Origin of the sequence: Paenibacillus sp. FSL R7-0340 (assembly GCF_038002205.1) — a bacterium.
Classification (GTDB): Bacteria; Bacillota; Bacilli; order Paenibacillales; family Paenibacillaceae; genus Paenibacillus; species Paenibacillus polymyxa_B.
In genome coordinates, this window is sequence record NZ_JBBOBY010000002.1 from 541,396 (window position 1) to 562,335 (window position 20,940).

Annotated in this window: 20 protein-coding genes; 10 read left to right on the forward strand and 10 right to left on the reverse strand. The window is 42.4% G+C overall.

The window, feature by feature from the left end; genetic code table 11:
• Positions 1–176 precede the first annotated feature (176 nt).
• Both MKX59_RS25325 and MKX59_RS25330 read left to right on the forward strand, forming a co-directional pair.
• A complete protein-coding gene (locus MKX59_RS25325; RefSeq protein WP_233903829.1) occupies positions 177–764 on the forward strand; it encodes a TetR/AcrR family transcriptional regulator in 588 nt (195 codons plus the stop codon).
• Positions 765–901: 137 nt separating this feature from the next.
• Positions 902–2,224, forward strand: coding sequence for a metal-dependent hydrolase family protein (locus MKX59_RS25330; protein WP_071559273.1), 1,323 nt, complete (start codon positions 902–904; stop codon positions 2,222–2,224).
• Positions 2,225–2,226: 2 nt separating this feature from the next.
• Here MKX59_RS25330 and MKX59_RS25335 read toward each other — a convergent pair whose 3' ends face one another.
• Positions 2,227–3,183: an AraC family transcriptional regulator gene (locus MKX59_RS25335; protein ID WP_340859313.1), complete on the reverse strand. Its 957-nt coding sequence runs from the start codon at positions 3,181–3,183 to the stop codon at positions 2,227–2,229.
• Between the two features lie 301 nt (positions 3,184–3,484).
• Here MKX59_RS25335 and MKX59_RS25340 point away from each other — a divergent pair, with 301 nt between their 5' ends.
• The 3 genes from MKX59_RS25340 (at position 3,485) to MKX59_RS25350 (ending at position 7,222) form a co-directional block, all read left to right on the forward strand.
• Complete coding sequence (locus MKX59_RS25340; protein ID WP_340859315.1) at positions 3,485–4,504, forward strand: glycoside hydrolase family 88/105 protein; 1,020 nt, start codon at positions 3,485–3,487, stop codon at positions 4,502–4,504.
• A 12-nt stretch (positions 4,505–4,516) separates the two neighbouring features.
• A complete protein-coding gene (gene gnpA, locus MKX59_RS25345) occupies positions 4,517–6,691 on the forward strand; it encodes a 1,3-beta-galactosyl-N-acetylhexosamine phosphorylase (RefSeq protein ID WP_340859317.1) in 2,175 nt (724 codons plus the stop codon).
• A gap of 159 nt (positions 6,692–6,850) precedes the next feature.
• Complete coding sequence (locus MKX59_RS25350; RefSeq protein ID WP_340859320.1) at positions 6,851–7,222, forward strand: hypothetical protein; 372 nt, start codon at positions 6,851–6,853, stop codon at positions 7,220–7,222.
• Between the two features lie 132 nt (positions 7,223–7,354).
• Here MKX59_RS25350 and MKX59_RS25355 read toward each other — a convergent pair whose 3' ends face one another.
• Positions 7,355–8,290: a helix-turn-helix transcriptional regulator gene (locus MKX59_RS25355; protein WP_028542016.1), complete on the reverse strand. Its 936-nt coding sequence runs from the start codon at positions 8,288–8,290 to the stop codon at positions 7,355–7,357.
• A 112-nt stretch (positions 8,291–8,402) separates the two neighbouring features.
• Between MKX59_RS25355 and MKX59_RS25360 the strand changes: the two genes are divergently transcribed.
• Both MKX59_RS25360 and MKX59_RS25365 read left to right on the forward strand, forming a co-directional pair.
• Entirely contained in the window at positions 8,403–8,849 is a 447-nt protein-coding gene (locus MKX59_RS25360; RefSeq protein WP_071559269.1) for a VOC family protein, read from the forward strand.
• Positions 8,850–8,968: 119 nt separating this feature from the next.
• On the forward strand, positions 8,969–10,447 hold the full coding sequence (locus MKX59_RS25365) for a protein adenylyltransferase SelO (protein ID WP_071559268.1): 1,479 nt from the start codon (positions 8,969–8,971) through the stop codon (positions 10,445–10,447).
• Between the two features lie 104 nt (positions 10,448–10,551).
• On the opposite strand, the gene MKX59_RS25370 is transcribed toward MKX59_RS25365, so the two are convergent.
• The 6 genes from MKX59_RS25370 to MKX59_RS25395 all read right to left on the reverse strand — a co-directional run bounded on the left by MKX59_RS25370 (position 10,552) and on the right by MKX59_RS25395 (position 15,909).
• Positions 10,552–10,968 carry a DUF4280 domain-containing protein gene (locus MKX59_RS25370; protein WP_013308879.1) on the reverse strand — a complete coding sequence of 139 codons (417 nt, stop codon included), beginning with the start codon at positions 10,966–10,968 and terminating at the stop codon, positions 10,552–10,554.
• 5 nt (positions 10,969–10,973) lie between these two features.
• Positions 10,974–11,504 (reverse strand): hypothetical protein, encoded by a 531-nt coding sequence (locus MKX59_RS25375; protein ID WP_179085480.1) that lies wholly within the window; start codon positions 11,502–11,504, stop codon positions 10,974–10,976.
• On the reverse strand, positions 11,501–12,763 hold the full coding sequence (locus MKX59_RS25380) for a pentapeptide repeat-containing protein (RefSeq protein ID WP_071559267.1): 1,263 nt from the start codon (positions 12,761–12,763) through the stop codon (positions 11,501–11,503). Before MKX59_RS25380 ends, MKX59_RS25375 begins: the two co-directional genes overlap by 4 nt.
• A gap of 12 nt (positions 12,764–12,775) precedes the next feature.
• Positions 12,776–14,191: a phage baseplate assembly protein V gene (locus MKX59_RS25385; protein WP_071559266.1), complete on the reverse strand. Its 1,416-nt coding sequence runs from the start codon at positions 14,189–14,191 to the stop codon at positions 12,776–12,778.
• Positions 14,188–14,868 carry a hypothetical protein gene (locus MKX59_RS25390; protein ID WP_071559265.1) on the reverse strand — a complete coding sequence of 227 codons (681 nt, stop codon included), beginning with the start codon at positions 14,866–14,868 and terminating at the stop codon, positions 14,188–14,190. Before MKX59_RS25390 ends, MKX59_RS25385 begins: the two co-directional genes overlap by 4 nt.
• A gap of 165 nt (positions 14,869–15,033) precedes the next feature.
• Complete coding sequence (locus tag MKX59_RS25395) at positions 15,034–15,909, reverse strand: SDR family NAD(P)-dependent oxidoreductase (RefSeq protein WP_071559264.1); 876 nt, start codon at positions 15,907–15,909, stop codon at positions 15,034–15,036.
• Between the two features lie 197 nt (positions 15,910–16,106).
• Here MKX59_RS25395 and MKX59_RS25400 point away from each other — a divergent pair, with 197 nt between their 5' ends.
• The 3 genes from MKX59_RS25400 to MKX59_RS25410 all read left to right on the forward strand — a co-directional run bounded on the left by MKX59_RS25400 (position 16,107) and on the right by MKX59_RS25410 (position 18,966).
• On the forward strand, positions 16,107–16,574 hold the full coding sequence (locus tag MKX59_RS25400) for a MarR family winged helix-turn-helix transcriptional regulator (protein WP_071559263.1): 468 nt from the start codon (positions 16,107–16,109) through the stop codon (positions 16,572–16,574).
• 49 nt (positions 16,575–16,623) lie between these two features.
• Positions 16,624–17,070: a GNAT family N-acetyltransferase gene (locus MKX59_RS25405; protein WP_071559262.1), complete on the forward strand. Its 447-nt coding sequence runs from the start codon at positions 16,624–16,626 to the stop codon at positions 17,068–17,070.
• A 516-nt stretch (positions 17,071–17,586) separates the two neighbouring features.
• Positions 17,587–18,966: an amino acid permease gene (locus MKX59_RS25410; protein WP_023987114.1), complete on the forward strand. Its 1,380-nt coding sequence runs from the start codon at positions 17,587–17,589 to the stop codon at positions 18,964–18,966.
• Between the two features lie 126 nt (positions 18,967–19,092).
• On the opposite strand, the gene MKX59_RS25415 is transcribed toward MKX59_RS25410, so the two are convergent.
• Positions 19,093–19,356, reverse strand: a complete 264-nt coding sequence (locus MKX59_RS25415) for a DUF3953 domain-containing protein (protein WP_071559261.1) — start codon at positions 19,354–19,356, stop codon at positions 19,093–19,095.
• 193 nt (positions 19,357–19,549) lie between these two features.
• Positions 19,550–20,590, reverse strand: a complete 1,041-nt coding sequence (locus MKX59_RS25420) for an NAD(P)-dependent alcohol dehydrogenase (protein ID WP_071559260.1) — start codon at positions 20,588–20,590, stop codon at positions 19,550–19,552.
• Positions 20,591–20,940 lie beyond the last annotated feature (350 nt).

The window sequence follows — 20,940 nt, forward strand, 5'->3', positions numbered from 1 at the left end:
CAAACCCGCTTCCGTCATGTCTTTTCCCTGTTTTTTTATATCGTCTATATTTTGAAAATAATAATGTCGTTGTTTTGCTCGGGTTTGACAAATCAAAACCACTAAACTACACTAAAAATGAATGAATTATTCATTATTGAATGAGGGTGTTTATTATTCAGGCGAAAAAAGATGAAGTGAAAAAAGAAATTGAATCCGCCGCTTTAAAGGTATTTTTTCGAAAAGGCTTTGTAGATGCCAAAATGAGCGATATTGCGGATGAAATCCAAATTTCTGTCGGAAATATTTATACTTATTTTAAAAATAAAAAGGAGTTATTTTATTCGGTTGTTCCGCCGTCTTTAGTAGATTATTTGAAGAATGTGTTAGTAGAAAGCATTTATATCGATAACCAGACTTTTTTTGAAGAAACCAATAACGAAAAAAAATCGGCCATTGTTCAGGAACAAATCAACCTATTAACTCAATATAGCATGCAGATCGTCATTATTTTCGAAAAAAATAAAGGGACGATTTACAGCGATGCAAAAAAAGAACTGATCGATCTGATGATCGAAACCAAGAAGCCTTATTTGAAAAAAAATTATAAAAGATATGAAATCGGAACTGATGAAAATATGATTTTGCTGAACATCATTGCCAATAATGTCATCCATATGACTTTGGATTTATTGAAGAGGGATATGAGCGCCGATAGCCGGAAACGGGTTTTTGAGGCACTTAGCCTATACAGGCTGCATGGACTAAAAAGCTTGAATGAATAATGTCGACAAGTAGGCGGATATTTGCGGGACGGTCCATCATTTTTCTGGCATCAAGACAGTCCCTATATTTTTTTATCCCAAAAATGAATAGATAATTCATTATTAAACACCATGAGCGTAAACAGGAGGGAGAAACGATGAAGACAGGTTATGCACTTAAGAACTGCAATGTGATTTATGGAGACGCGAAAAAAGACGTTGAAAAAATGATGACGATTTTAATTCACGAAGACGGGCTGATTCAGGAGATCGGGAAGACAAGCGGTTTGGTTATTCCCAGCCATTATCAAACGATCGATGTATCGGGGAAATATGTGATGCCTGGCCTCATTAATGCGCACGTCCATCTTTTTGCAGATGGAAACCCATTTAAGCTGTCTGCAAGCGAAGGGCTGCTGAATTTTGCATTCCGTCATATTTTGGATACGAGGCTGGGCCGAAGTGTGTTAAAAAAACGGGTGAAGAAAAATGCACTGACGGCACTGCATTCCGGTGTAACCACGATGCGCAGCGTCGGCGAGTTTTTTTATACTGATGTACAGCTTCGAGATGAAATTAATGCAAACCGGTTTGTTGGCCCCAATCTTTTGGTGTCCGGGTATTTCCTGAGCGTAACGGGTGGTCATGGGGCACCCTATTTGGCTTTGATCGGCGATTCGCCATGGGAAGCGAGAAAAAATGTAAGACTCAATGTGAAAAACGGAGTAGATCTAATCAAAATATGCGTGACTGGCGGGGTTACCGATGCCAACATGGTCGGTGAAGCAGGCCGCTTGCAAATGACGGAGGAAGAGGTTGCCGCCATCTGCGAGGAAGCCCATAAAATCGGTATGCGTGTAGCGGCCCATGTGGAAAGTACCGAAGGCGTAAGAATCGCGCTAAAGGGCGGGGTGGATACCATTGAACACGGTGCGGAGATGGATGAGGAGATCATAAGTCTGTACAAAAACAATCCTAGGGCATTAAAGGGCTATACCGCCTTGATTCCTACGATGCAGGCTGCGTATCCCACTGCAAAATTGGACACGGGCCTAACGAAGGTGAATGAGACTGTTAAGGAAAATTCCCGGCTTGTGTACGACTCGATGTTGAAGGGACTGCGACAGGCTGTGGAACATCATATCAAAATTGGGGTTGGAACGGATGCCGCAATGTCTTACGTCACCCACTATGATATTTGGCGGGAACTGGACCACTTTATGAGACAAACGAAACTGAACGCGGGTCAGGTCATCGAACGGGTAACAAAATCTAATGCGGAAATCTTAGGCATTGATCACCTTACAGGGAGCATTGATGTCGGAAAACAGGCGGATTTAATCGTGATGGAGCAAAACCCTTTGAACAACATAAAAGCTTTGTCGGATGTAGCTATGGTCATGGTCAAAGGCAATCTTATACAAACACCATCGGTGACCCGAATTCGAGAAGTGGACGAGCTGCTTGATTCCGTTTGGTAAAATTAAACCCACCCCGTAAACTCCAGTATAGACGCTTTCGCGGATTGGGCTTCGGATTGCGCCCCTTTACGCCATTCTTTGGGCGGCTTTCCCATAAGCCTGGAGAAGCAACGGTTGAAGCTGGAAATGGAGTGAAAACCGACTTGTTCAGAGATCGAAAGAATAGAATCCTCCGTGCTTTTTAACTGCTTGCAGGCCTCTTCGATTCGAGTGCTGTTTAGGAAATCGAGAGGCGACGTCCCCATAATTTCATGGAATTTTCTTCGAAAATGAGTTGTACTTAAATGGCACAGGTCGGCCAAAAAATCCATAGTAATGGGGTTCATATAGTTTTTCGTGATGTACTCCAGAACCGGAGAAATGACAAAATCGCTTTTCAGGCTATGCTCTGTTTCTTGATCTGCCAACAGTTCATTCCTGGAATGAATTCTAAGGAGTTCTATGTAAAGGGATAGCAATAAGCCGTAGGCACTTTCCTGATAGTAAGGATTCTGCTGTTTTAATTCCTCTACGATTGAAGTCGCAAGTGTATAAACCTTGGGATGTTGCTCCTTATTCAATATACAGTTCATACCCTTCACTACCCACAAATTCGGCTCGAAGTTGCTATAAGCACTTTTAAATGAATGTTGAAAGAGCTCCTCTGGCGAAAAAAAGATATAAGACCAAAGACTGGCTGTATTTGGCGAACTATACGTGGTATGAGGAAGATACCTGGGGATGAAGGTCACATCGCCAGCTTTGAAGGGTACAGATTCTCCTTTGATCTCCATGATGCCGCTATCCGAATAGCATATACCAATCTCCAAATGGTTATGGAAATGGAGATGTTCACTTTTAATATCGGAAATCTTCCAACGCTCACCGCTTAATAGCAAGACAGGGAAATTTATGGGCAAGCTGTAGTGTCGGTATTCTATAACGGGCTTCTTTTTTCTGGGCATATCCAATACTCCCATGACTTTGATTTTAACCAGCCTATATATATCAGGATTTTGCAAAATTCGATTCCAATCGCTCCAAGGTGCAATATATAGACGAACTAGACCATTTCGATCTATATACTGTTTATTGGAAGTCGCTTATTGGATTTTTGCAAAATCATCACATAAATGATTGGAATTGCACAGTTTTGTTGCGAATATGCTTAGATGGAGACTATTTTACTGCGTACAATGGAATAAGTAAAGCGTTTTCAAAACAGTGACGAACAGCTCTCAAGCGCCTTTGGGGGCGTGTGCGAAAGAGAGGAGAACATAGATGCTTCAATTAACTTATGACAAGAAAGAGATGTTAATAGTTATCGACAAAGTCGTCAGAAAAACAATGGCGATGGATTTGACGTGGGACTGGCCTTGCGGTGTGGCTTATTATGGGGTATCCAGAGCCTATACAAAAACTGGAAATAAAGAGTATTTGAATATGCTTGTGCAATGGGCAGATGAATATATCGAGCTGGGGCTGCCGCATTGGACGGTAAACACATGTGCCATGGGTCATATGCTGATCACATTGTATGAAGAAACAGGGGACCAGAAATATTGGGATATTGTGATGAGCAAGGTGGATTATATTCGGAACCATGCTCTCAGGTTCGGAGACAATGTTCTGCAGCATACGGTATCCGTTGCTAATGATTTTCCAGAACAGGCATGGGCGGACACATTGTTTATGGCGGCATTTTTTCTGCTCCGTGTAGGAACCAAATTAAAGGATGAGGAAATGATCCAGGACGCCTTAAACCAATTTTACTGGCATATCAAATACCTGCAAGACCCTAGTAGCGGTTTCTGGTACCATGGCTACAATAATGTCAAGCAGGATCACATGTCCGGATTTTTCTGGGGGAGAGCGAATGCTTGGGGAGCCTATACCATGTCGCAAGTTAAAATTCATTTGAAGGACTGGTATTTATATCCGCAGTGCATGGACGTGGAGTGTTCGCTTCGGGATCAACTGGCGGCACTAAAGGGTGTTCAAACGGAGAACGGCCTATGGCGGACGGTACTGGATGACGAGGAGTCCTACGAGGAGGTGTCTGCATCTTGCGGAATCGCGGCAGCCATGATCAATAACGGCAATCCGCTGCATACCAAATACGTGCAAAAGGCATTGGACGGCATCTTGAACCATATTAGCGAGGACGGACGGGTACTAGGTGTTTCTGGCGGCACAGCGGTTATGAAAGATCGGGATGGGTATCGCAATATTCCAAAAGACTGGATTCAGGGCTGGGGTCAAGGCCTGGCATTGGCTTTTCTGTCTGATATGTTGAATTAGGAGGGAACCAAGTTGTCTAAACAAACAACGGGGGCCTTTACACTACCGGGAGAATCTGGTTATGAGGCGCTGACCCTAAAATTAGCTGAACGGTGGGGTGCCGATGTCATCCGTGATAGTGACGGCACGCAATTGTCCGACGAGATTATTAACGCTGGGTACGGCATATATTCGACAATCTGTATCATCAGAGATCATAACGAGTGGGCGTCCCACAATCTTGATAAGCTTCAGCAATGTTTTTTAATTACAAATCCGAAGGTAGCTGTACAAGATTATGTATCCATCTATCTGATGGAGGATTTTTTTGCTGAACAATTCAAGGTTAATGATTCCAAAGAGGCGTTTAACTATTGGCAGGTTTTTGACAGAACGACCGGGGAGGAAGTTCCAAGAGAACAGTGGAATTATGAAAGGGAATCCGGAAATGTAGTCATTACCGGAATTGTTCCTTGGCATAAATACACGGTAAGCTTCATGGCCTACCGGATCTGGGAAGAGATTTCCATGTACAATCACACAACGAATCATTGGGACAAAGAGCATTTGATGCAGATTGATCCCATCTATGCAGAAACGCAAAAATATCTGCTGGATTGGATGGAAGATTGGTGTCTCCATCATAAGGAAACCACGGTTGTTCGGTTTACCTCCTTATTTTATAATTTCGCCTGGATCTGGGGCAGTAATGAGCGCAATCGCCATCTGTTCTCTGACTGGGGTTCATACGATTTTACGGTAAGTTCAAGAGCGCTTGATCTGTTTGCCAAGAAATACGGGTATTCGATGACAGCCGAGGATTTTGTGAATGGCGGGAAATACCGCGTCAGTCATATCCCGGCTGAGCAGCGCAAGCTGGATTGGATGGCATTTATCAATGATTTTGTGATTGAATTTGGCAAGAAATTAATTGACATTGTGCATAGGCACGACAAGCTGGCCTATGTTTTCTATGATGACAGTTGGGTTGGTATGGAGCCTTACAATGACCGTTTTCAAGAGTTTGGATTTGACGGGTTGATTAAATGTGTGTTTTCAGGTTACGAGGCGAGGCTCTGTTCAGGTGTAAAAGTGAATACGCATGAGATTCGGCTGCATCCATACTTATTTCCGGTTGGTTTAGGCGGGCTTCCTACCTTTATGGAAGGGGGGAACCCCACGCTGGATGCCAAAAAGTATTGGATTAATATTCGGCGCGCCTTGCTGCGGGAGCCTATTGACCGAATTGGACTGGGCGGATATTTGCACCTTGTAGAGCCTTACCCGGATTTTTGCGATTACATCGAAAAGATTGCCAATGAATTCAGAGAAATTAAGGAACTGCACCATGAAGGCAAGCCCTATCACATGAAGACGAAGGTAGCTATTCTGCATAGTTGGGGAAAATTGAGATCGTGGACATTGTCCGGACATTTCCATGAAACGTATATGCATGATTTGGTTCATGTCAATGAGGCTTTATCCGGATTGCCGATTGAAGTGAAATTCATTGATTTTGAAGATATCCGTCAGGGAATTCTACAGGATTGTGATGTAGTGATCAATGCCGGCTCTGCTGGTTCAGCATGGAGTGGTGGGGAGTACTGGAATGACAACAAGTGTGTGGACTTACTGACCCAATGGGTTTATGAGGGTGGTACCTTTATTGGCATCAACCAGCCTTCTGCGATTGAAGGCCACGACAGCTTTTTCAGAATGGCACATGTTCTCGGTCTGGATGAGGATACAGGCTCCAGAGTAGGTCATGGAAGATGGGTATACGAGGTTAGGGATGAGCATGGTTTGGTGCCTGAAGGAGCCAGTATAACGCCAAAGAATAGCATTTATCTTACCGATGGGTCAGCGGCGGTAGTTGAGGAAACGAGTGGTATGATAACACTGTCTACACATGCCTTCGGTAAAGGAAAGGGGATCTACCTTCCTTCTTTCGAATTCAGCTGGGAGAACACAAGATTACTGCTGAATTTGATTCGCTTTGCAGGCAATGAGTTACATGAAACGAAGTACATTACGGATAACCTATATACAGAGTGTGCTTATTATCCAGAAAGTAAAATGTTGGTTGTTATTAACAATAGCGATCAAGTTCAAAGAACGACGATTGATACGGAATATGGCAAACAAGCCATGGAATTAGAACCGTATGACACCATGATCACCCATATCGGCTTAACAAAATCGGTATAGGAACGGAAAATATGAGAAGTAGCGGTATCAAGCCCTCCTTTATTTTAAGGAAGGGCTTTTTGTTTCAGCACCTCCAGAAAATCAAGCCAATTTACCGGGGATTTTGTCCATTCAAAAGTATCTACTCCATCATTAACTATAAGTAAAACAATTAAGGAGATGATTTCTTTGAGAAAGGCAACCTTAATGAAAATTAAAAAAACAGAAGCAAAGTTGGGAAAAAAACTGAAAAAAAATAGTCACGTGATTATGAATCTTAAAAAAGCCATTCGTGTAACTCAACTTGGAGATGGATTCGCACGCTTCACCTTCGCACCGATCACTATTTCTCCTAATAGCTTTAGAAGCACTACGATTAACGGTAACGCCTACAATCTGATTAGCGGTTCATGGACTTTCTCTGGAAATGAACAAGGGTTTCTTCTCAATAATTATTCCGCGGCCGAAGACAGATGGGTATTTACTGCATGGAATCCAACTGGATTCACAAGAACGGTATCCTATGCCGTTATCGCCAAACGGAAGCCATGATTCAAATGTCATAGCTAGTAAAGAAAAGGAGCTTGCAGGTTCCTTTTCTTTACTAGAATGTAAATGAAATAGACCAAAGATCTCCTAAAGGGTGTGAAGTTTTCTGCATTCTGCCTTAAAAGCCTTTTTACCTTATAATTTTTGATAGTGGTTTAAGAGGTGCTCAACTCTATCTTTAATAATCTGTTTTAAAGATTCAGGCTTCACTGATCGTACATAATGACCATATCTCATAAAATAATGAGCGATAAATTCTTCTTCTCCTGGATTATAGAATCCCTTAATGACTGTCTTATCACCATTTTCTATTTTCATAGAAGGATAATGTTCTTTATAAAAAATATCCTTGGCTTGTTCTACAATCTCTACTTCAAAGTCAATGCTCTTCTCAGTTTGATACATTTCTAATGAACGACTAAGAAGTTCATCTATAGAAAAGCGAGAATTGTTCTCCTCTTCTATAAGGGTTATTCGATCACATCTGAAAACTCTATATTTATTCGTATGTAACTCTATTCCAGTAGCATACCATTGACCAAACTTAGCGGAAATTTTGAAAAATTGAATATAGTAACTTTTTTTCTGATTATTTTTTACATATTTAACTTTACAGGTACTCTCATTAAGAATGCTTGTTAGAATTTTATCTAAATAACGACTAACATGATTATGCTGATATGTTTCAAATTGTAAAACCTTTTTCATTTTATGAATCTGGTTTATTTGTATTTTAGAAAGACAGTGTTCAAACTTTTCATTCAGTTGATTAACACTTAAATGAAAGGGGGTGGATTGATAAGCTTCTAACGTCAACATTGCAAAGTACAGAGCATACACTTCATCCATCGTAAAAATAATGGGGGATAACAATCTATTTTTTAGGATACCATATCGTCCATGTCTGCCATGTTCCGAAAAAATAGGCATACCTAATTGTTCCAATGAACTAATATCACGTAGAGCTGTACTTTTTGAGATATGGTATTTATCCATTAGGTCATTTAAATTAAAAAACTCTCGACTGTTTAAGTATCTGATCATGTCATTTAATCTTTCCGATTTCTTCATCTAAATCTCCTTATAAAGGTGTCATGTTTTGATACCTTTTTATATGATAATAAGTTCAAGGAAATATATCAAATTCATAAGATATCTACACATATAAAAGGAGATTGATACCATGAGTACAACACTGGAAGTAGCTATTTTCTTATCCATGAACGGAAAGGCAAAAGAAGCTATACATTTTTACAAAAAACACTTCAACGCAAAGGAATTGTTTCTTGTTACCTATCAAGACATGGCCCAACGTGACAGCTCCATACAGCTTACTGATGAAAATAAAAATTATATTTCTCATTCTGTCTTAGCAATCGGAAAAACAAAAGTAATGATAGCAGAAGATACAATGAATCCCAGTGAAGAATATACAGTAGGGAATAATACTTCATTATGTATTCAAAGTGCTGACCTAGAAGAAATTAAACGTTTTTATGATAGCTTAATTACAGATGATCGAGTGAAAATTATTGTGCCTTTATCTAATAATGTGTTTAGCCAAGCCTACGGTATTATTGAAGACCCGTTCGGTATTCAAATACAATTAATGTTTGATAATCGATTATAATAAAAAAGCATGTTAAAAGCTGAAAGGCACAATAGCATGGTGAAAAGTGGATAATAAATGGGCAGAAGTAAAAACTAAAATGGGAAAACCTAAGATACCGCAGCAGAAAAGGAGCCATTATGACGGAGAAAAAAGAAATAGCAGATCAAATAGGGTGGAACTTCGACAACCGTTACTCGCGTTTGCCGGAATCATTGTTTACAAAACTCAACCTAACTCCTGTCCGCTCACCAAAGCTGATCATTCTTAATCATCCGTTGGCAGGATCACTGGGGTTGAACGGCACGGCGCTGCAAGGGAATGATGGTGTAGCGGAGCTGGCCGGCAACCAGGTTCCTGAAGGGGCTACGCCTCTTGCTCAAGCTTACGCAGGGCATCAATTCGGGCATTTTAACATGTTAGGAGACGGACGTGCTCTGCTGCTTGGCGAACAGATCACTCCCTTGGGTGAACGGGTTGATATTCAGCTCAAGGGCTCAGGCAGAACGCCATACTCCCGTGGTGGTGACGGTCGTGCGGCACTTGGGCCGATGCTTCGCGAATACATCATCAGTGAGGCGATGCATGCGCTAGGTATTGCTACCACCCGCAGCTTGGCGGTGGTATCCACGGGTGAGTCGATCATCCGGGAAACCGAGCAGCCCGGAGCCATTCTGACCCGTGTGGCTGGCAGTCATCTTCGCGTCGGCACCTTTCAATACGTCTCAGCATGGGGCACGTCCCAAGATCTCCGTGCTCTGGCTGATTATACATTGGAAAGACACTACCCGGAAGTTGCCAATGACGAAAACCGTTACCTTTCACTTCTTCAGGAAGTGATTAAGCGTCAGGCCGAGCTGATTGCCAAATGGCAGCTAGTTGGTTTTATTCATGGGGTGATGAACACCGACAATATGACCCTTAGCGGAGAAACCATTGATTATGGACCTTGCGCCTTCATGGATACCTATGATCCTGAGACGGTGTTCAGTTCCATCGACAGGCAGGGACGCTATGCTTATGCCAATCAGCCGCATATTGCTGCGTGGAATCTCGCGAGATTTGCTGAGACGCTCTTGCCACTGCTGCATGACAACAGGGAGCAGGCTGTCACACTGGCTGAGGATGCAATTTCAGATTTTGTAAAAATGTTTCACCATCATTGGCTTGCAGGAATGCGGGCGAAGCTAGGGATCTTTAACGAAGAGCAGGAGGATGAATCTCTTATTGAGGAGCTTCTGAGTATCATGCAGAAGCATCGTGCCGACTACACCAATACCTTCCGTGCCCTAACTTTGAACAAGCTGGAGGATACGGTTCTGTTCAGCACTGCGGAATTCACCCAGTGGCACGAGCAGTGGCAGGCGAGGCTGGGCAGACAGCAGGAATCACAAGCCTCCTCGTATCAGCTGATGCGCAGCAGCAATCCTGCAATCATTCCACGCAACCACCGGGTAGAAGAAGCACTGGAAGCTGCGGTGGAACGAGAAGACTACCGTGTGATGGAGCGGCTTCTTGAAGTTCTTTCGAACCCTTATGCCTACTCTACCGAACAGGAAATTTACTCTACATTGCCTGAGGAATCCACCTGTCCTTACCGAACCTTTTGCGGTACCTGATGTGGAGCGAACTATTTGAAGATAACCTATATTATGCGTTGGTGGAGAAGATAGCCAATCTCTCACCAACGCATTTTGTTTTTATAGTGGTAGGTTGCGACTGATTAATCCAGTTCCTGACCGTCATTTTCGATCTGTATGTGTCCGCAATAAAGACATTGATGCGTACAGTTCTGCGTAAGAGCAGGCTGGCCTTCGATGCGCATGTCGCTTTTTCCGTTCAGCCAAGGCATCGTAAGGACAGGAATACACGGTGCCTTTTTCACCCCATAAATATCGACCATCTCACTGGCTTGCACAGCCGGATTCAGCGGACTGGAGCAATTCCCAAAAGATTTTATGTTCACTCCGGGCACATAATCTCCAATATTCATCTGAGCTTTATTTTTGACATACACCCCATGGCTAAAAGGGCGCTTCAAACGCGTGGGCTGTGTACCGTAACTACAGCTTAAAATCGCACCTGCCACGACATAGCTTTTTTTCGCACCTGTTCCAGGCTGCACACTTGCTTCTTCCATACGGATTATTCCTCCTTTGTGGCCATCTCTACTTTTTGCACACGAACACCTGTAAATGGACGACGCAGCAGACTTTCCGCTACCGCGAGATTGATATAGATATGTGCTTCCAACAAGCCGGCAATCCGAAATATAGAGGATTCGATTTTCCCGTGTTTAAGTACCAATTGCTTCAAGGTGTGGTCGGGATACCACTTGGTTTGTGAGGAAAGACAATCCACCACAGGTGGACGCAGTATCCAGTACACATCCTGCCTGGCTTTCTGAAAATCGGTAAGTATAGCGGCCTTCCATTCCATCTCCGGCATATATTTTTCCAACAGGGCTTTCATGGAGTCTGAAACCAGTGGCAAAGGGAACTCCAGAAAATCCGGATATACGGTTCGTGGATCTGTATGTACAGCTAAAAACAGGGGAGTATCCTCCTCCTGAAGGGTATGACCCGAAAGGATATCTTCCACCTGCAAGGGAGACAGGGGCGCAGTCTCCACCCGATGCTTTACGCGCTCGTCCACCATGAGTCGGTAATACCTCATGACATCCACTCCCCTTTACTCATTGCATCTGTTATCTGTGTAGCCAGGGGCGTTTCCACAGCAGCAAGGCCAATGGCCTCGCTTAGTTGGTCATCTGTAAAGATTGCCCGGTGTAGTTTTGCTCCTGTAAAATTAGCGTTTACTAAACATGCACCTATAAAAGAAGCGTCAGTAACATCGGCTCCTACAAAGCAGGCACCTGTTAGATCCGCGCCGTTAAATAAAGCTCTTTGCAGCGCGGCATCTTGGAAAGTAGCTCCTTGAAGCTGTGCATGTTGAAAACTAGCTCCCTGTAAATTAGCTCTTGTAAAATTCACTCCATCCAATCCTAACGGTTCCCAATCCAGCCAAGCATCCGATCCATATTCGCTATTGCTTATTACTTCGTCCAGTACAGCCTCTTGCAGGGAACAGCCACTGAAATCGGCTCCGTGAAGCAGGCTGTGTGAAAGGTCGGTTCCATCTAGCTGAGCTTCTTGCCATACCGTGCCTACGAGGATACAGTGATGCAATCGACTTTGTTGCATCCCGATCTGGCGAAAGACTGTATAGCGAAAATCCAAGGAACTGTAATCTCCATCCGACAGTTGAACTTGAGACAGTGCTTGGTAGCTGTAGGCCGATTCTTCTTTTTCCTCCAGCCAAGACTTTACTATGTTTGCATCCATGGGTCTCCGATCTTCCCGATACACGGAGACACTATGATCCATATACTCTCCGACGCGAATCTCAAAAGCTTCTTCACGATCCAACGCCTCAAACTCTGGTAGGTGGACTGCTTGCTTCATAGCCTGACGAACTAGACTAACGATCATCGTATGAAGATATCCCGCTGCTTCCAGCATGATCTGTTCCAATTCAAGTTCGGAAAGGGAGACTTGTTGCTTCAAAGTTTCAGCCCCAAGTTGTTCACGTAATTGAGTCCAATAGAGAAAAATCCAACTTGCATCGTACTCCAACTGAACGGGCTCAGCATCAAGCATCCATAAGGCATCCGTAGCTTCAACAAGATAAACGGGCTTCTGTTCAAGCCATGTGGTGCGCAGCATAGAGTAGGTGATGTAACCGATATGACCTTTACGGCCTGTAAATTGTTTTTGCCGAACCAGCTCACAAAAGGCGCGAAAATGTTCTACTATATGCTGTAATCTTTGTGTTTGTGTTGATTTACATGTCAACGCCCATTCTTTGCGAATGAAAGACCAAGCCTGATGAAGAGCCGTTTGTTGTTGATCTAACACATCTGTTTGCTTTTCCATTTCTAATCATCCTTAATTCGACTTCACTTCGCTGCCTTTCATATCCGCCGATCCGCTTAATTCAATATGACTGCCATTACAATCCATACGGAGCTGACTACCTGCGGATAGACTCATCGTCTTCCCCGCAGACAGGCTGAGATTGCCTCCCGCCGTAATATTCACCTGTTTGCTGCTCGCAATATGAATGCCTTCTTTATCGTCCAGTTTGATATAAATAGCGCCGTCCTTACCTGTAACGACCAGTTCATCCGGTCCCAGTCGAATTTCCTTGCCATGCGGGGTACGCCATATTTTCATTTGCGGATTGGAAAAATGGTTATGCGTACTCTTGCGATCTGCCCTTCTCACGGCACTACCTGCAACGCCGTCTTCTTCCCGACTACCGGGGAAATAGAGGGAAACTGAATCGCCTTTTTCTGGCATGACATACCAGCCGGTATGGCCACCGCCACTGTACACAGTAGAATAGTTGAACCAGTGTGCTTGGTTTGTGTCCTGTTGTTCATCACAATCCAGATGAATGCGCACCTGATCCTGACGTACGTCCAGCACAATACCGTTTAATGAGGCTCCTGCCAGCTTATCCTGGTAGTAGCTTTTTTGCCGAAATCCCTGGTAAGAACCCAACACATACTGATGCCGCAGCAGTCCTTGACTCATGGCGGTGTAGGCTTCCATCACATACAGGTTATGCCCCTGAAAATTCAACTGAGCGCCCAAGTCGAGTACCTCATCCGTTTCTACCTCATAAAAAATAAAATCGTGTTCGCTCAGCTTGGTTTGCTCATTCTCCTGAAAATAACGAAAAGGAAGCAATTGCTTACGTACGGTATAACGGGTATGATCCAGTATCGCCTGTGCAGGGCTGTCCTCAATACCAAAATAAAATTTGGGACTGTCAAAGCGGGCTACAGGCATCAGACTCGTATGATAACGGGAGGCTATGCGTCTTAAAAACGCCCAGTCTGTCTCCTGATACTGAATGGCAAGCCGTCCGATGGCTTCTCCGCCGGTAGCCCCGTCGATCACATCCAGTCCTTCATAGTCCTTACCTATGTGCTCCAGCATTTGAGGAATCGTCATTTTCGTATACTGAAAAGAACGAGTACGCTGCTTCATGTCCATCCGGTACGTATGGGAAATGGCTTCCACCTCCAGATAGTACACACCTCGCACGACTTTTACCTCGACCGAGAGGGCAATCCCACTAAATAGCGGCTTGCTTGCGCCAGATTCATCTTGTTGACTGACTTCAATGATGGTATTTTTTTCTGTCGTTTCTACGTAACTGTCTTGCAAGTCATCGGGGATAATACCTGTAAAATAAAGCCGAGTATGCTCGTTAATTTTTTTCGTTAAGGTAAGCTCCTCCAGATCAATTTGTTCATAAGGGTGAATTTGAATTTGATCGTATCCCAGACTCATGGTGTAGTCATTCCTTTCTCATTTGTACAATAGGCAGGGGGTGGAAGGACAGAAAGGGATTGAGCCCAGTATTCTGCTACAGGTAACCAGACTTCGAGATCTGCCTCCAGACAGCTAAAGGAACCTATGACAACTCGTCCATTATGGATGAAGAGCAGCATTTTGTTGTATAGATTACCGTCGATCCCCGCCGCCACAAAACGAATCTGCCCAACTGAAAGTCCGGAACAGTTGGTGACCATTTCGGTACCTAACCAGTTGCGAATCGGTTGTACAGACCGTAAAATATCCGCCATTTGCTCTACAAAATCAGGCAGTTCTTCCGCTTCCAGAGCGGTATCTGTAGGATTAAAAGTGATATTGATGGTCTCCTCAGATGAGGTATAAATGACCTTTGGTCGATGCTCTGAAGGATATTTGATTATAGCTTGCTCCATTGGCATAGGAGTGAAGGACTTGGGGATGTAGAAACCAATCTCTCCGTGTAGTATTGTAATGGGCTCCAACGTGAGATAATCATTTTCAACATGAAGTAGCTTTGTTTCTTCAAACATGGAACCGTCCAGTTCCGATTTCTGGGTTTGAGCTGGGATGGATTTCACATTATCGTTATTAGCTGTCTTCTGATCCACCATTTTAGCTTTGAGGCTAAGTATATGCTCGTCTAGATAGTTCATAGAAAGCCCCCTTTTAGAAAAATACACGTTTGTACTTGAATATGTAAAGATGGGAGGAGATATTTAAGTACAGAACCAACATATGTATTTATCGGTTAAAAGAGAGATTTAGTTTACAAAATGAACCATTCGTTGGGGGGACATTGTTCGATTTTAGATTCTATTTCATTCCATAACGCCTTTTTGCCGTAATAATTCGGTTGTAGTACTCCAAAGTAGGCGTTGCATCTTGCTATCCCCACCAGGATATACCGGCACAATCAGCTTACCAGTACCAACATTAAAATACCCGCCTGTCACTTCTTGATATTGGGATTCTGTTGCTAAACGAATAATAATTTCTGCTCCTCTCCGTGGGTCTCCGATATGCAAAACGTTCAATATTTTTGCAAGTACCGAAGAAAATCCTAACTCACGGCCAAGGCCGGTAACGTTAAAGCCTGGATTAAGTGCGTTAACTACGATTCCGGTTCCATCCAATTGACGTCCAAGTTCTTCTGTAAACATGATATTAAGAAGTTTAGTCTTTCCGTATATCTTAGATGAACCTCTTGCGGTAAATGCAGATGTATCTATTAAATCCTCCGGTAATTTTAATTCACCATGGTTGCGTGACGCTTCAGAAGCTACATTGACGATCCTAGCATTTGTGGATTCCATTAGTGAATTGAGTAGTGTATGCGTTAACAGCCACGGGGCAAGATAGTTTACGGCTATCATTTCTGCCAAACCCTCTGAGGTTATTCGCTGTTCAAATCCATGTAATCCAGCATTGTTCACTAATACATCAATCTTTGGATAATTAGCTTTAATTTCATCCCCAATACGTTTGACATCTTTCATAAGAGACAGGTCCCCGAAAAAAAAGTCTACCTTTGTACTTGGCGCCAAGTCTCTCAGAATATTTCTAGTCGTTTCAGCACGCTTTTCATTTCTGGCTGTTAAGACTAGATGTGCTCCGCGTTGGGCTAATTCAATTGCTACCCATTGTCCAAGACCGTTAGTAGCACCAGTGATTACAATAATCGGGTATGTCGACATATAAATCATCCTCCAAATTCTCGATCTAATTACATTCTTATTCATGTCCACGCTTTACGGTTGTGGATGCTTTATATTGTAGATCTTCTGCTTGACACTTACCAAAGTTGAAAATATGATTGACATATATCAAGTATATGTATTTTGATTGATATATGTCAAATATATTCATACTAATTTAAATAAGGTGGAGACATATGGATAATAAAACTCAACATCCAAATTCTACAAGAGAGAAATTAGAACTGAATCTTGGTGAACAACTTAATGCACTTATAAGCGCGTCACATGCACTCAATGTAAAAACTGCGGCACTTTTCGATCCATCATTACAACCTGCGGCTTTTCTGATCGTACGCTGTCTTCTTTCATACGGCCCGGTAAGCGCTACATTTTTGGCAGAATCCACCGCTATGGATCGAAGCTCTGTCAGCCGTCTTGTTACTCAGCTTAAGCAATTGGAATATGTAAAAAGTGAAACTCACCCTGAGGATCGCCGGGGTGTGTTGATATCCCTGACAGCTAATGGTCGTGGAAAAGCCTTGGAAGCTTTAAAAGAAAAAGAAAAAGAATTTTATCAACGTATTTCAACATGGGAGGATTCCAAACTTGAAGCATTTATTGGGATGCTGAATTGTTTTAACGGTCAAGATTGTGAGGATTAATGAGTTTAGACATAAAGCATCGTATGATGAAAATAGGAGGTATTCAAAAGTGAAAGAAAAAAATGTTAGGGAAATTAGGGTATCTGATTATCATGACATTTATTTGTTGAACCAAGATTTTAACCCCAATCTATATCTATTTCCTGAAGAAAAAGTAAAAGAGAAGATTGAATTGATTACAAAGGAATCAAAAGATATGATCTTTGTTTATGAAGAAAATAACGAGGTATTAGGATATATTCATGGAAGCCCATATGAATTACTTTTTTCTGAATCTTTGGTAAATATATTAGGATTTGTCGTTAAAGAAAAGTATAGAAATCAAGGTGTAGGTAGCATGTTGATTGAGCGTCTTGAACAGTGGGGAAAGTCCCATGGATTTTCTGGGATCAAACTATTATCTCACCCAAGTCGGATACAGGCTCACAGGTTCTATGAACGACGTGGCTATATGTTTACCAAGGATCAGAAAAATTTTATAAAAAATCTCAAATAAATACATATTCATTCATCATTGAATAAGCGGGTTCAAAAGCCTGATCTTTAGCTAGGCTTTGAACCCTTCAATTTTATAGATGAGATCCGCCACTTGCATCAATCCATTGACCAGTTATATCTTCATCTCGGATTTCAAATAGACTTAATATCGTGATATTTATCATTGAAGAAATATGTTTGTTTAGCACTCTAATGCATTACATTAAATTGACCATTGTTCAGAAAATATGAATAGCCTTCCTTTCCATTTCATGCATAAAAATGTCTGCTAATTAGCAGTTGTATTTAGGCGTTTTTTGTCATACAATGCATCTAATGCTACGGACTCGGTCTTAGAAACAGTAAGGTTTGGACGGTAAATAGGACGTGGTTTTCTGGTATATTTACGAATCGTGGAACTACTTTGTTGTCGTTCACTCACGACCACGTCAGTCTGAAAAGTTAATAATGTTTGGGGACAGTTTTCCGGATCATTAGCGTTTGATGATGAACATATACGAAGGGGAGCGTTCTTTTGGAATCGAAACAATTAACGAGAGGGCTAAAGCCACGGCACGTTGAGTTGATTGCGCTTGGAGGTACGATTGGCGTCGGTTTGTTTATGGGATCGGCAAGTACGATAAAATGGGCAGGTCCCTCAGTGCTGCTGGCTTATCTCTTAGCGGGGATTATTATGTTTTTTGTCATGCGGATCATGGGGGAAATGCTGATTCTTGAACCGGTGACAGGCTCATTCGCTACATTTGCTCATAAATATATCAGCCCTTTAGCCGGTTTCTTGACCGCCTGGAGCTATTGGTTTTTATGGGTTACCGTAGGGATGGCGGAAGTTACTGCGATTGGGGTATATGTGGGCTACTGGTTTCCAGATATCCCGCAATGGTTGCCGGCTTTGGCAGGTGTAATTATTATTGCATTGGCCAATTTGGCGGCTGTGAAATTTTATGGGGAATTTGAGTTTTGGTTTGCGATGATTAAAATTGTCGCCATTATCTTCATGTTAGTAGTTGGTACGGGGATGATCTTCTTTGGACTCGGTAACGGTGGACAACCGATAGGTCTATCCAATCTGTACAGCCATGGCGGCTTCTTTGCAGGTGGTTTGAAAGGGTTTCTGTTTGCACTCTGTATTGTAACAGCGGCTTACCAAGGGATAGAAATGGTGGGTATTACGGCAGGTGAAGCTGAAAATCCAAAAACGACACTGCGAAAAGCCATTAAAAACATCATCTGGCGTATTCTGATTTTCTACGTGGGTGCAATCTTTGTCATTGTTACGATTTATCCTTGGAACCAAATAGGCGAGATCGGTAGCCCATTTGTTCTGACTTTTGCCAAGGTAGGAATTGTGGCTGCTGCGGGTATCATTAACTTTGTTGTACTTACAGCTGCGATGTCTGGTTGTAACAGTGGTATTTACAGTGCGGGAAGAATGTTATACACGTTGGCTAAGAACGGACAAGCTCCCAAGTTTTTCGGGAAAGTTTCTCCAAGCGGCGTCCCTAGAAATAGTATAATAACGACCATTTCCTTGCTGCTGGTAGGGGTATTATTTAACTATTTAATGCCTGATTCCAAACTGTTTCTGTATATTTACAGCGCCAGTGTTCTTCCAGGCATGGTACCGTGGTTTGCATTAGCCATCAGTCAATTTAAATTCAGGAAAAAGTGGAAAGACGAAATGAAGGATCACACCTTTAAATCTCGTTTTTTTCCGATCAGTAATTACATTACCATTATCTTTTTGTTGCTGGTGATCGTTGGAATGTGGTTTAATCCAGACACACGCTTGTCGTTGATTGTCGGGGCAACATTCATGGCGATCGTCATTATTGGATATTTTGTCTTTGGCATAGGAAAGCGGCAGAGAATTGAAGAATTAGAGGAAAACTAAAAGATTGCTAAATACGTAACATTTGCCGAGCGCAATTCAGATGATCCTGAGTTCGCTCGGCTTTTCTTTTACATGACGAGGGAGAGGGCTATGGGAGGGTTGTTACTGAGGTATAGAACCGTGTGGTTAGCCTGTTCGCACTACAAGTGTAAATATAGAGACAAAAAAAGTGAGAAGGGAAACTGAGAAGTTCATTATTGCTATACTCTTACGGTTAGCCTTAAACTCTGTAATTCCAGAAAATAAAAATATAAACCCTAGAAAAAATTGCGCGATTTTGTATGAGTCCCTATAGGTGTCTGGGTATGCGAGTGATAAAGAGGAAGAGATCATAACAACTACAGCAAATATTAAAGTGAGGATTCTGTAAATATCCATTTTCTTGAACATAGATAAGTTCCCCCTTCCTATTTATTCCTAATGTATTATATTCTAAGGGTAGAATCTTTGAATTACAAATAAATACAAAAAAGAGGAAATAGACAATAGGATGGTACACAGAATAAAGTGAAGGTGTCCCAAGTAATACTTTGGGGACACCTTCAAAATTAAAATCACTTGTACAACTTATGATTTACATAGCTTACATTGTGCTAATGTCAATCACGAATCTATACTTCACATCAGAAGCTAACACTCGTTTGTAGGCTTCGTCAATCTGGTCGGCCGATATCACTTCAATTTTAGGAACAATATTGTGTTTTGCACAAAAATCCAACATTTCCTGTGTCTCACGGATGCCTCCTATCATTGAACCAGCAAATGAACGGCGATGTCCGATAAGGGACATCACATTTAGTGACAACGGCTCCCCAGGGGCACCGACATTCACCAAAGTTCCATCTAGATTGAGTAGTGCAAAATAAGCATCCATATCGATGGCAGCACTTACCGTGTTAATAATCAAATCAAAGTGCCCAGCAAGCTTTTCAAATGTTTCTGGTTCGCTTGTAGCATAATAGTGATCCGCACCAAATTGCAAGCCATCATCCTTTTTCTTTAATGTTTGTGATAGAACGGTTACCTCAGCACCCATAGCATGTGCAATCTTGATAGCCATATGGCCAAGGCCTCCCATTCCCACAACGGCCACTTTCTTATCTGGACCAGCACCCCAGCGGTTCAACGGTGAATAAGTCGTAATACCTGCACAAAGTAATGGAGCAGCCACGTCTAGCTCAATGTTATCTGGAATTTTCACTACAAAATCCTCAGTTACGACAATGTGGGTAGAATATCCGCCTTGTGTAGGCTCGCCGTATTTGTCAACACCAGCATAGGTAGGGACATTTCCTTTAAGGCAGTATTGTTCCTCTCCTTTACGACAGTTCTCACATTCTCCACAGGAATCGACCATACAGCCAACCCCTACCCGGTCACCAACTCTGTACTTTGTAACCTCAGATCCTACCTCCGTGACAATCCCTGCAATTTCATGTCCAGGTACGAGAGGGTAGTTCACTGGCCCCCATTCGCCGTGAGCAGTGTGGATGTCAGAATGGCATATGCCGGCATATTTAATTTCAATCAGAACATCGTGTGAAACAAGATCCCGTCGTTTAATTTCAGCCGATCGAAACGGTTTGTCTGGGCCATCGACAGCTCGCGCTTTAGCAGTTATCATAAATAGCCTCCAATTATTTCTATTTTTCAAGAGAATGCAGTTATATCGGTATAAATTGAAAACTAGCTGAAGTCAGTTGAAGTTACCCTTCATTCATTTCCATTTATACTTTTTCTCTTGCAAATCAATGTTAATCCTTATAGTTAACTCTAAGTCAAGCGCAAGTTTATATTCCTTTTGGGAATTTCTGCTCGTACAGGTTCAGGTTCATTACAGCTAATTATATTTCGTTAGATAGCATCTGATTCTACTTTTCCTATAAGGGGACTTTGACATTCTACAAATAACTTGATAGAATCCCCCTTATATCATAGAGTTAACTCGAAGTCTATGTCATTAAGAATAGGAGA

What these genes read in the sequence shown, in the direction of transcription:
- MKX59_RS25330 (WP_071559273.1), top strand. Translation starts at nt 902, where the DNA reads ATGAAGACAGGTTATGCACTTAAGAACTGCAATGTGATTTATGGAGAC.
- MKX59_RS25335 (WP_340859313.1), bottom strand. Translation starts at nt 3,183, where the DNA reads ATGGGAGTATTGGATATGCCCAGAAAAAAGAAGCCCGTTATAGAATAC.
- MKX59_RS25340 (WP_340859315.1), top strand. Translation starts at nt 3,485, where the DNA reads ATGCTTCAATTAACTTATGACAAGAAAGAGATGTTAATAGTTATCGAC.
- MKX59_RS25350 (WP_340859320.1), top strand. Translation starts at nt 6,851, where the DNA reads ATGATTTCTTTGAGAAAGGCAACCTTAATGAAAATTAAAAAAACAGAA.
- MKX59_RS25355 (WP_028542016.1), bottom strand. Translation starts at nt 8,290, where the DNA reads ATGAAGAAATCGGAAAGATTAAATGACATGATCAGATACTTAAACAGT.
- MKX59_RS25360 (WP_071559269.1), top strand. Translation starts at nt 8,403, where the DNA reads ATGAGTACAACACTGGAAGTAGCTATTTTCTTATCCATGAACGGAAAG.
- MKX59_RS25365 (WP_071559268.1), top strand. Translation starts at nt 8,969, where the DNA reads ATGACGGAGAAAAAAGAAATAGCAGATCAAATAGGGTGGAACTTCGAC.
- MKX59_RS25370 (WP_013308879.1), bottom strand. Translation starts at nt 10,968, where the DNA reads ATGGAAGAAGCAAGTGTGCAGCCTGGAACAGGTGCGAAAAAAAGCTAT.
- MKX59_RS25375 (WP_179085480.1), bottom strand. Translation starts at nt 11,504, where the DNA reads ATGAGGTATTACCGACTCATGGTGGACGAGCGCGTAAAGCATCGGGTG.
- MKX59_RS25380 (WP_071559267.1), bottom strand. Translation starts at nt 12,763, where the DNA reads ATGGAAAAGCAAACAGATGTGTTAGATCAACAACAAACGGCTCTTCAT.
- MKX59_RS25385 (WP_071559266.1), bottom strand. Translation starts at nt 14,191, where the DNA reads ATGAGTCTGGGATACGATCAAATTCAAATTCACCCTTATGAACAAATT.
- MKX59_RS25390 (WP_071559265.1), bottom strand. Translation starts at nt 14,868, where the DNA reads ATGAACTATCTAGACGAGCATATACTTAGCCTCAAAGCTAAAATGGTG.
- MKX59_RS25395 (WP_071559264.1), bottom strand. Translation starts at nt 15,909, where the DNA reads ATGTCGACATACCCGATTATTGTAATCACTGGTGCTACTAACGGTCTT.
- MKX59_RS25400 (WP_071559263.1), top strand. Translation starts at nt 16,107, where the DNA reads ATGGATAATAAAACTCAACATCCAAATTCTACAAGAGAGAAATTAGAA.
- MKX59_RS25415 (WP_071559261.1), bottom strand. Translation starts at nt 19,356, where the DNA reads ATGTTCAAGAAAATGGATATTTACAGAATCCTCACTTTAATATTTGCT.
- MKX59_RS25420 (WP_071559260.1), bottom strand. Translation starts at nt 20,590, where the DNA reads ATGATAACTGCTAAAGCGCGAGCTGTCGATGGCCCAGACAAACCGTTT.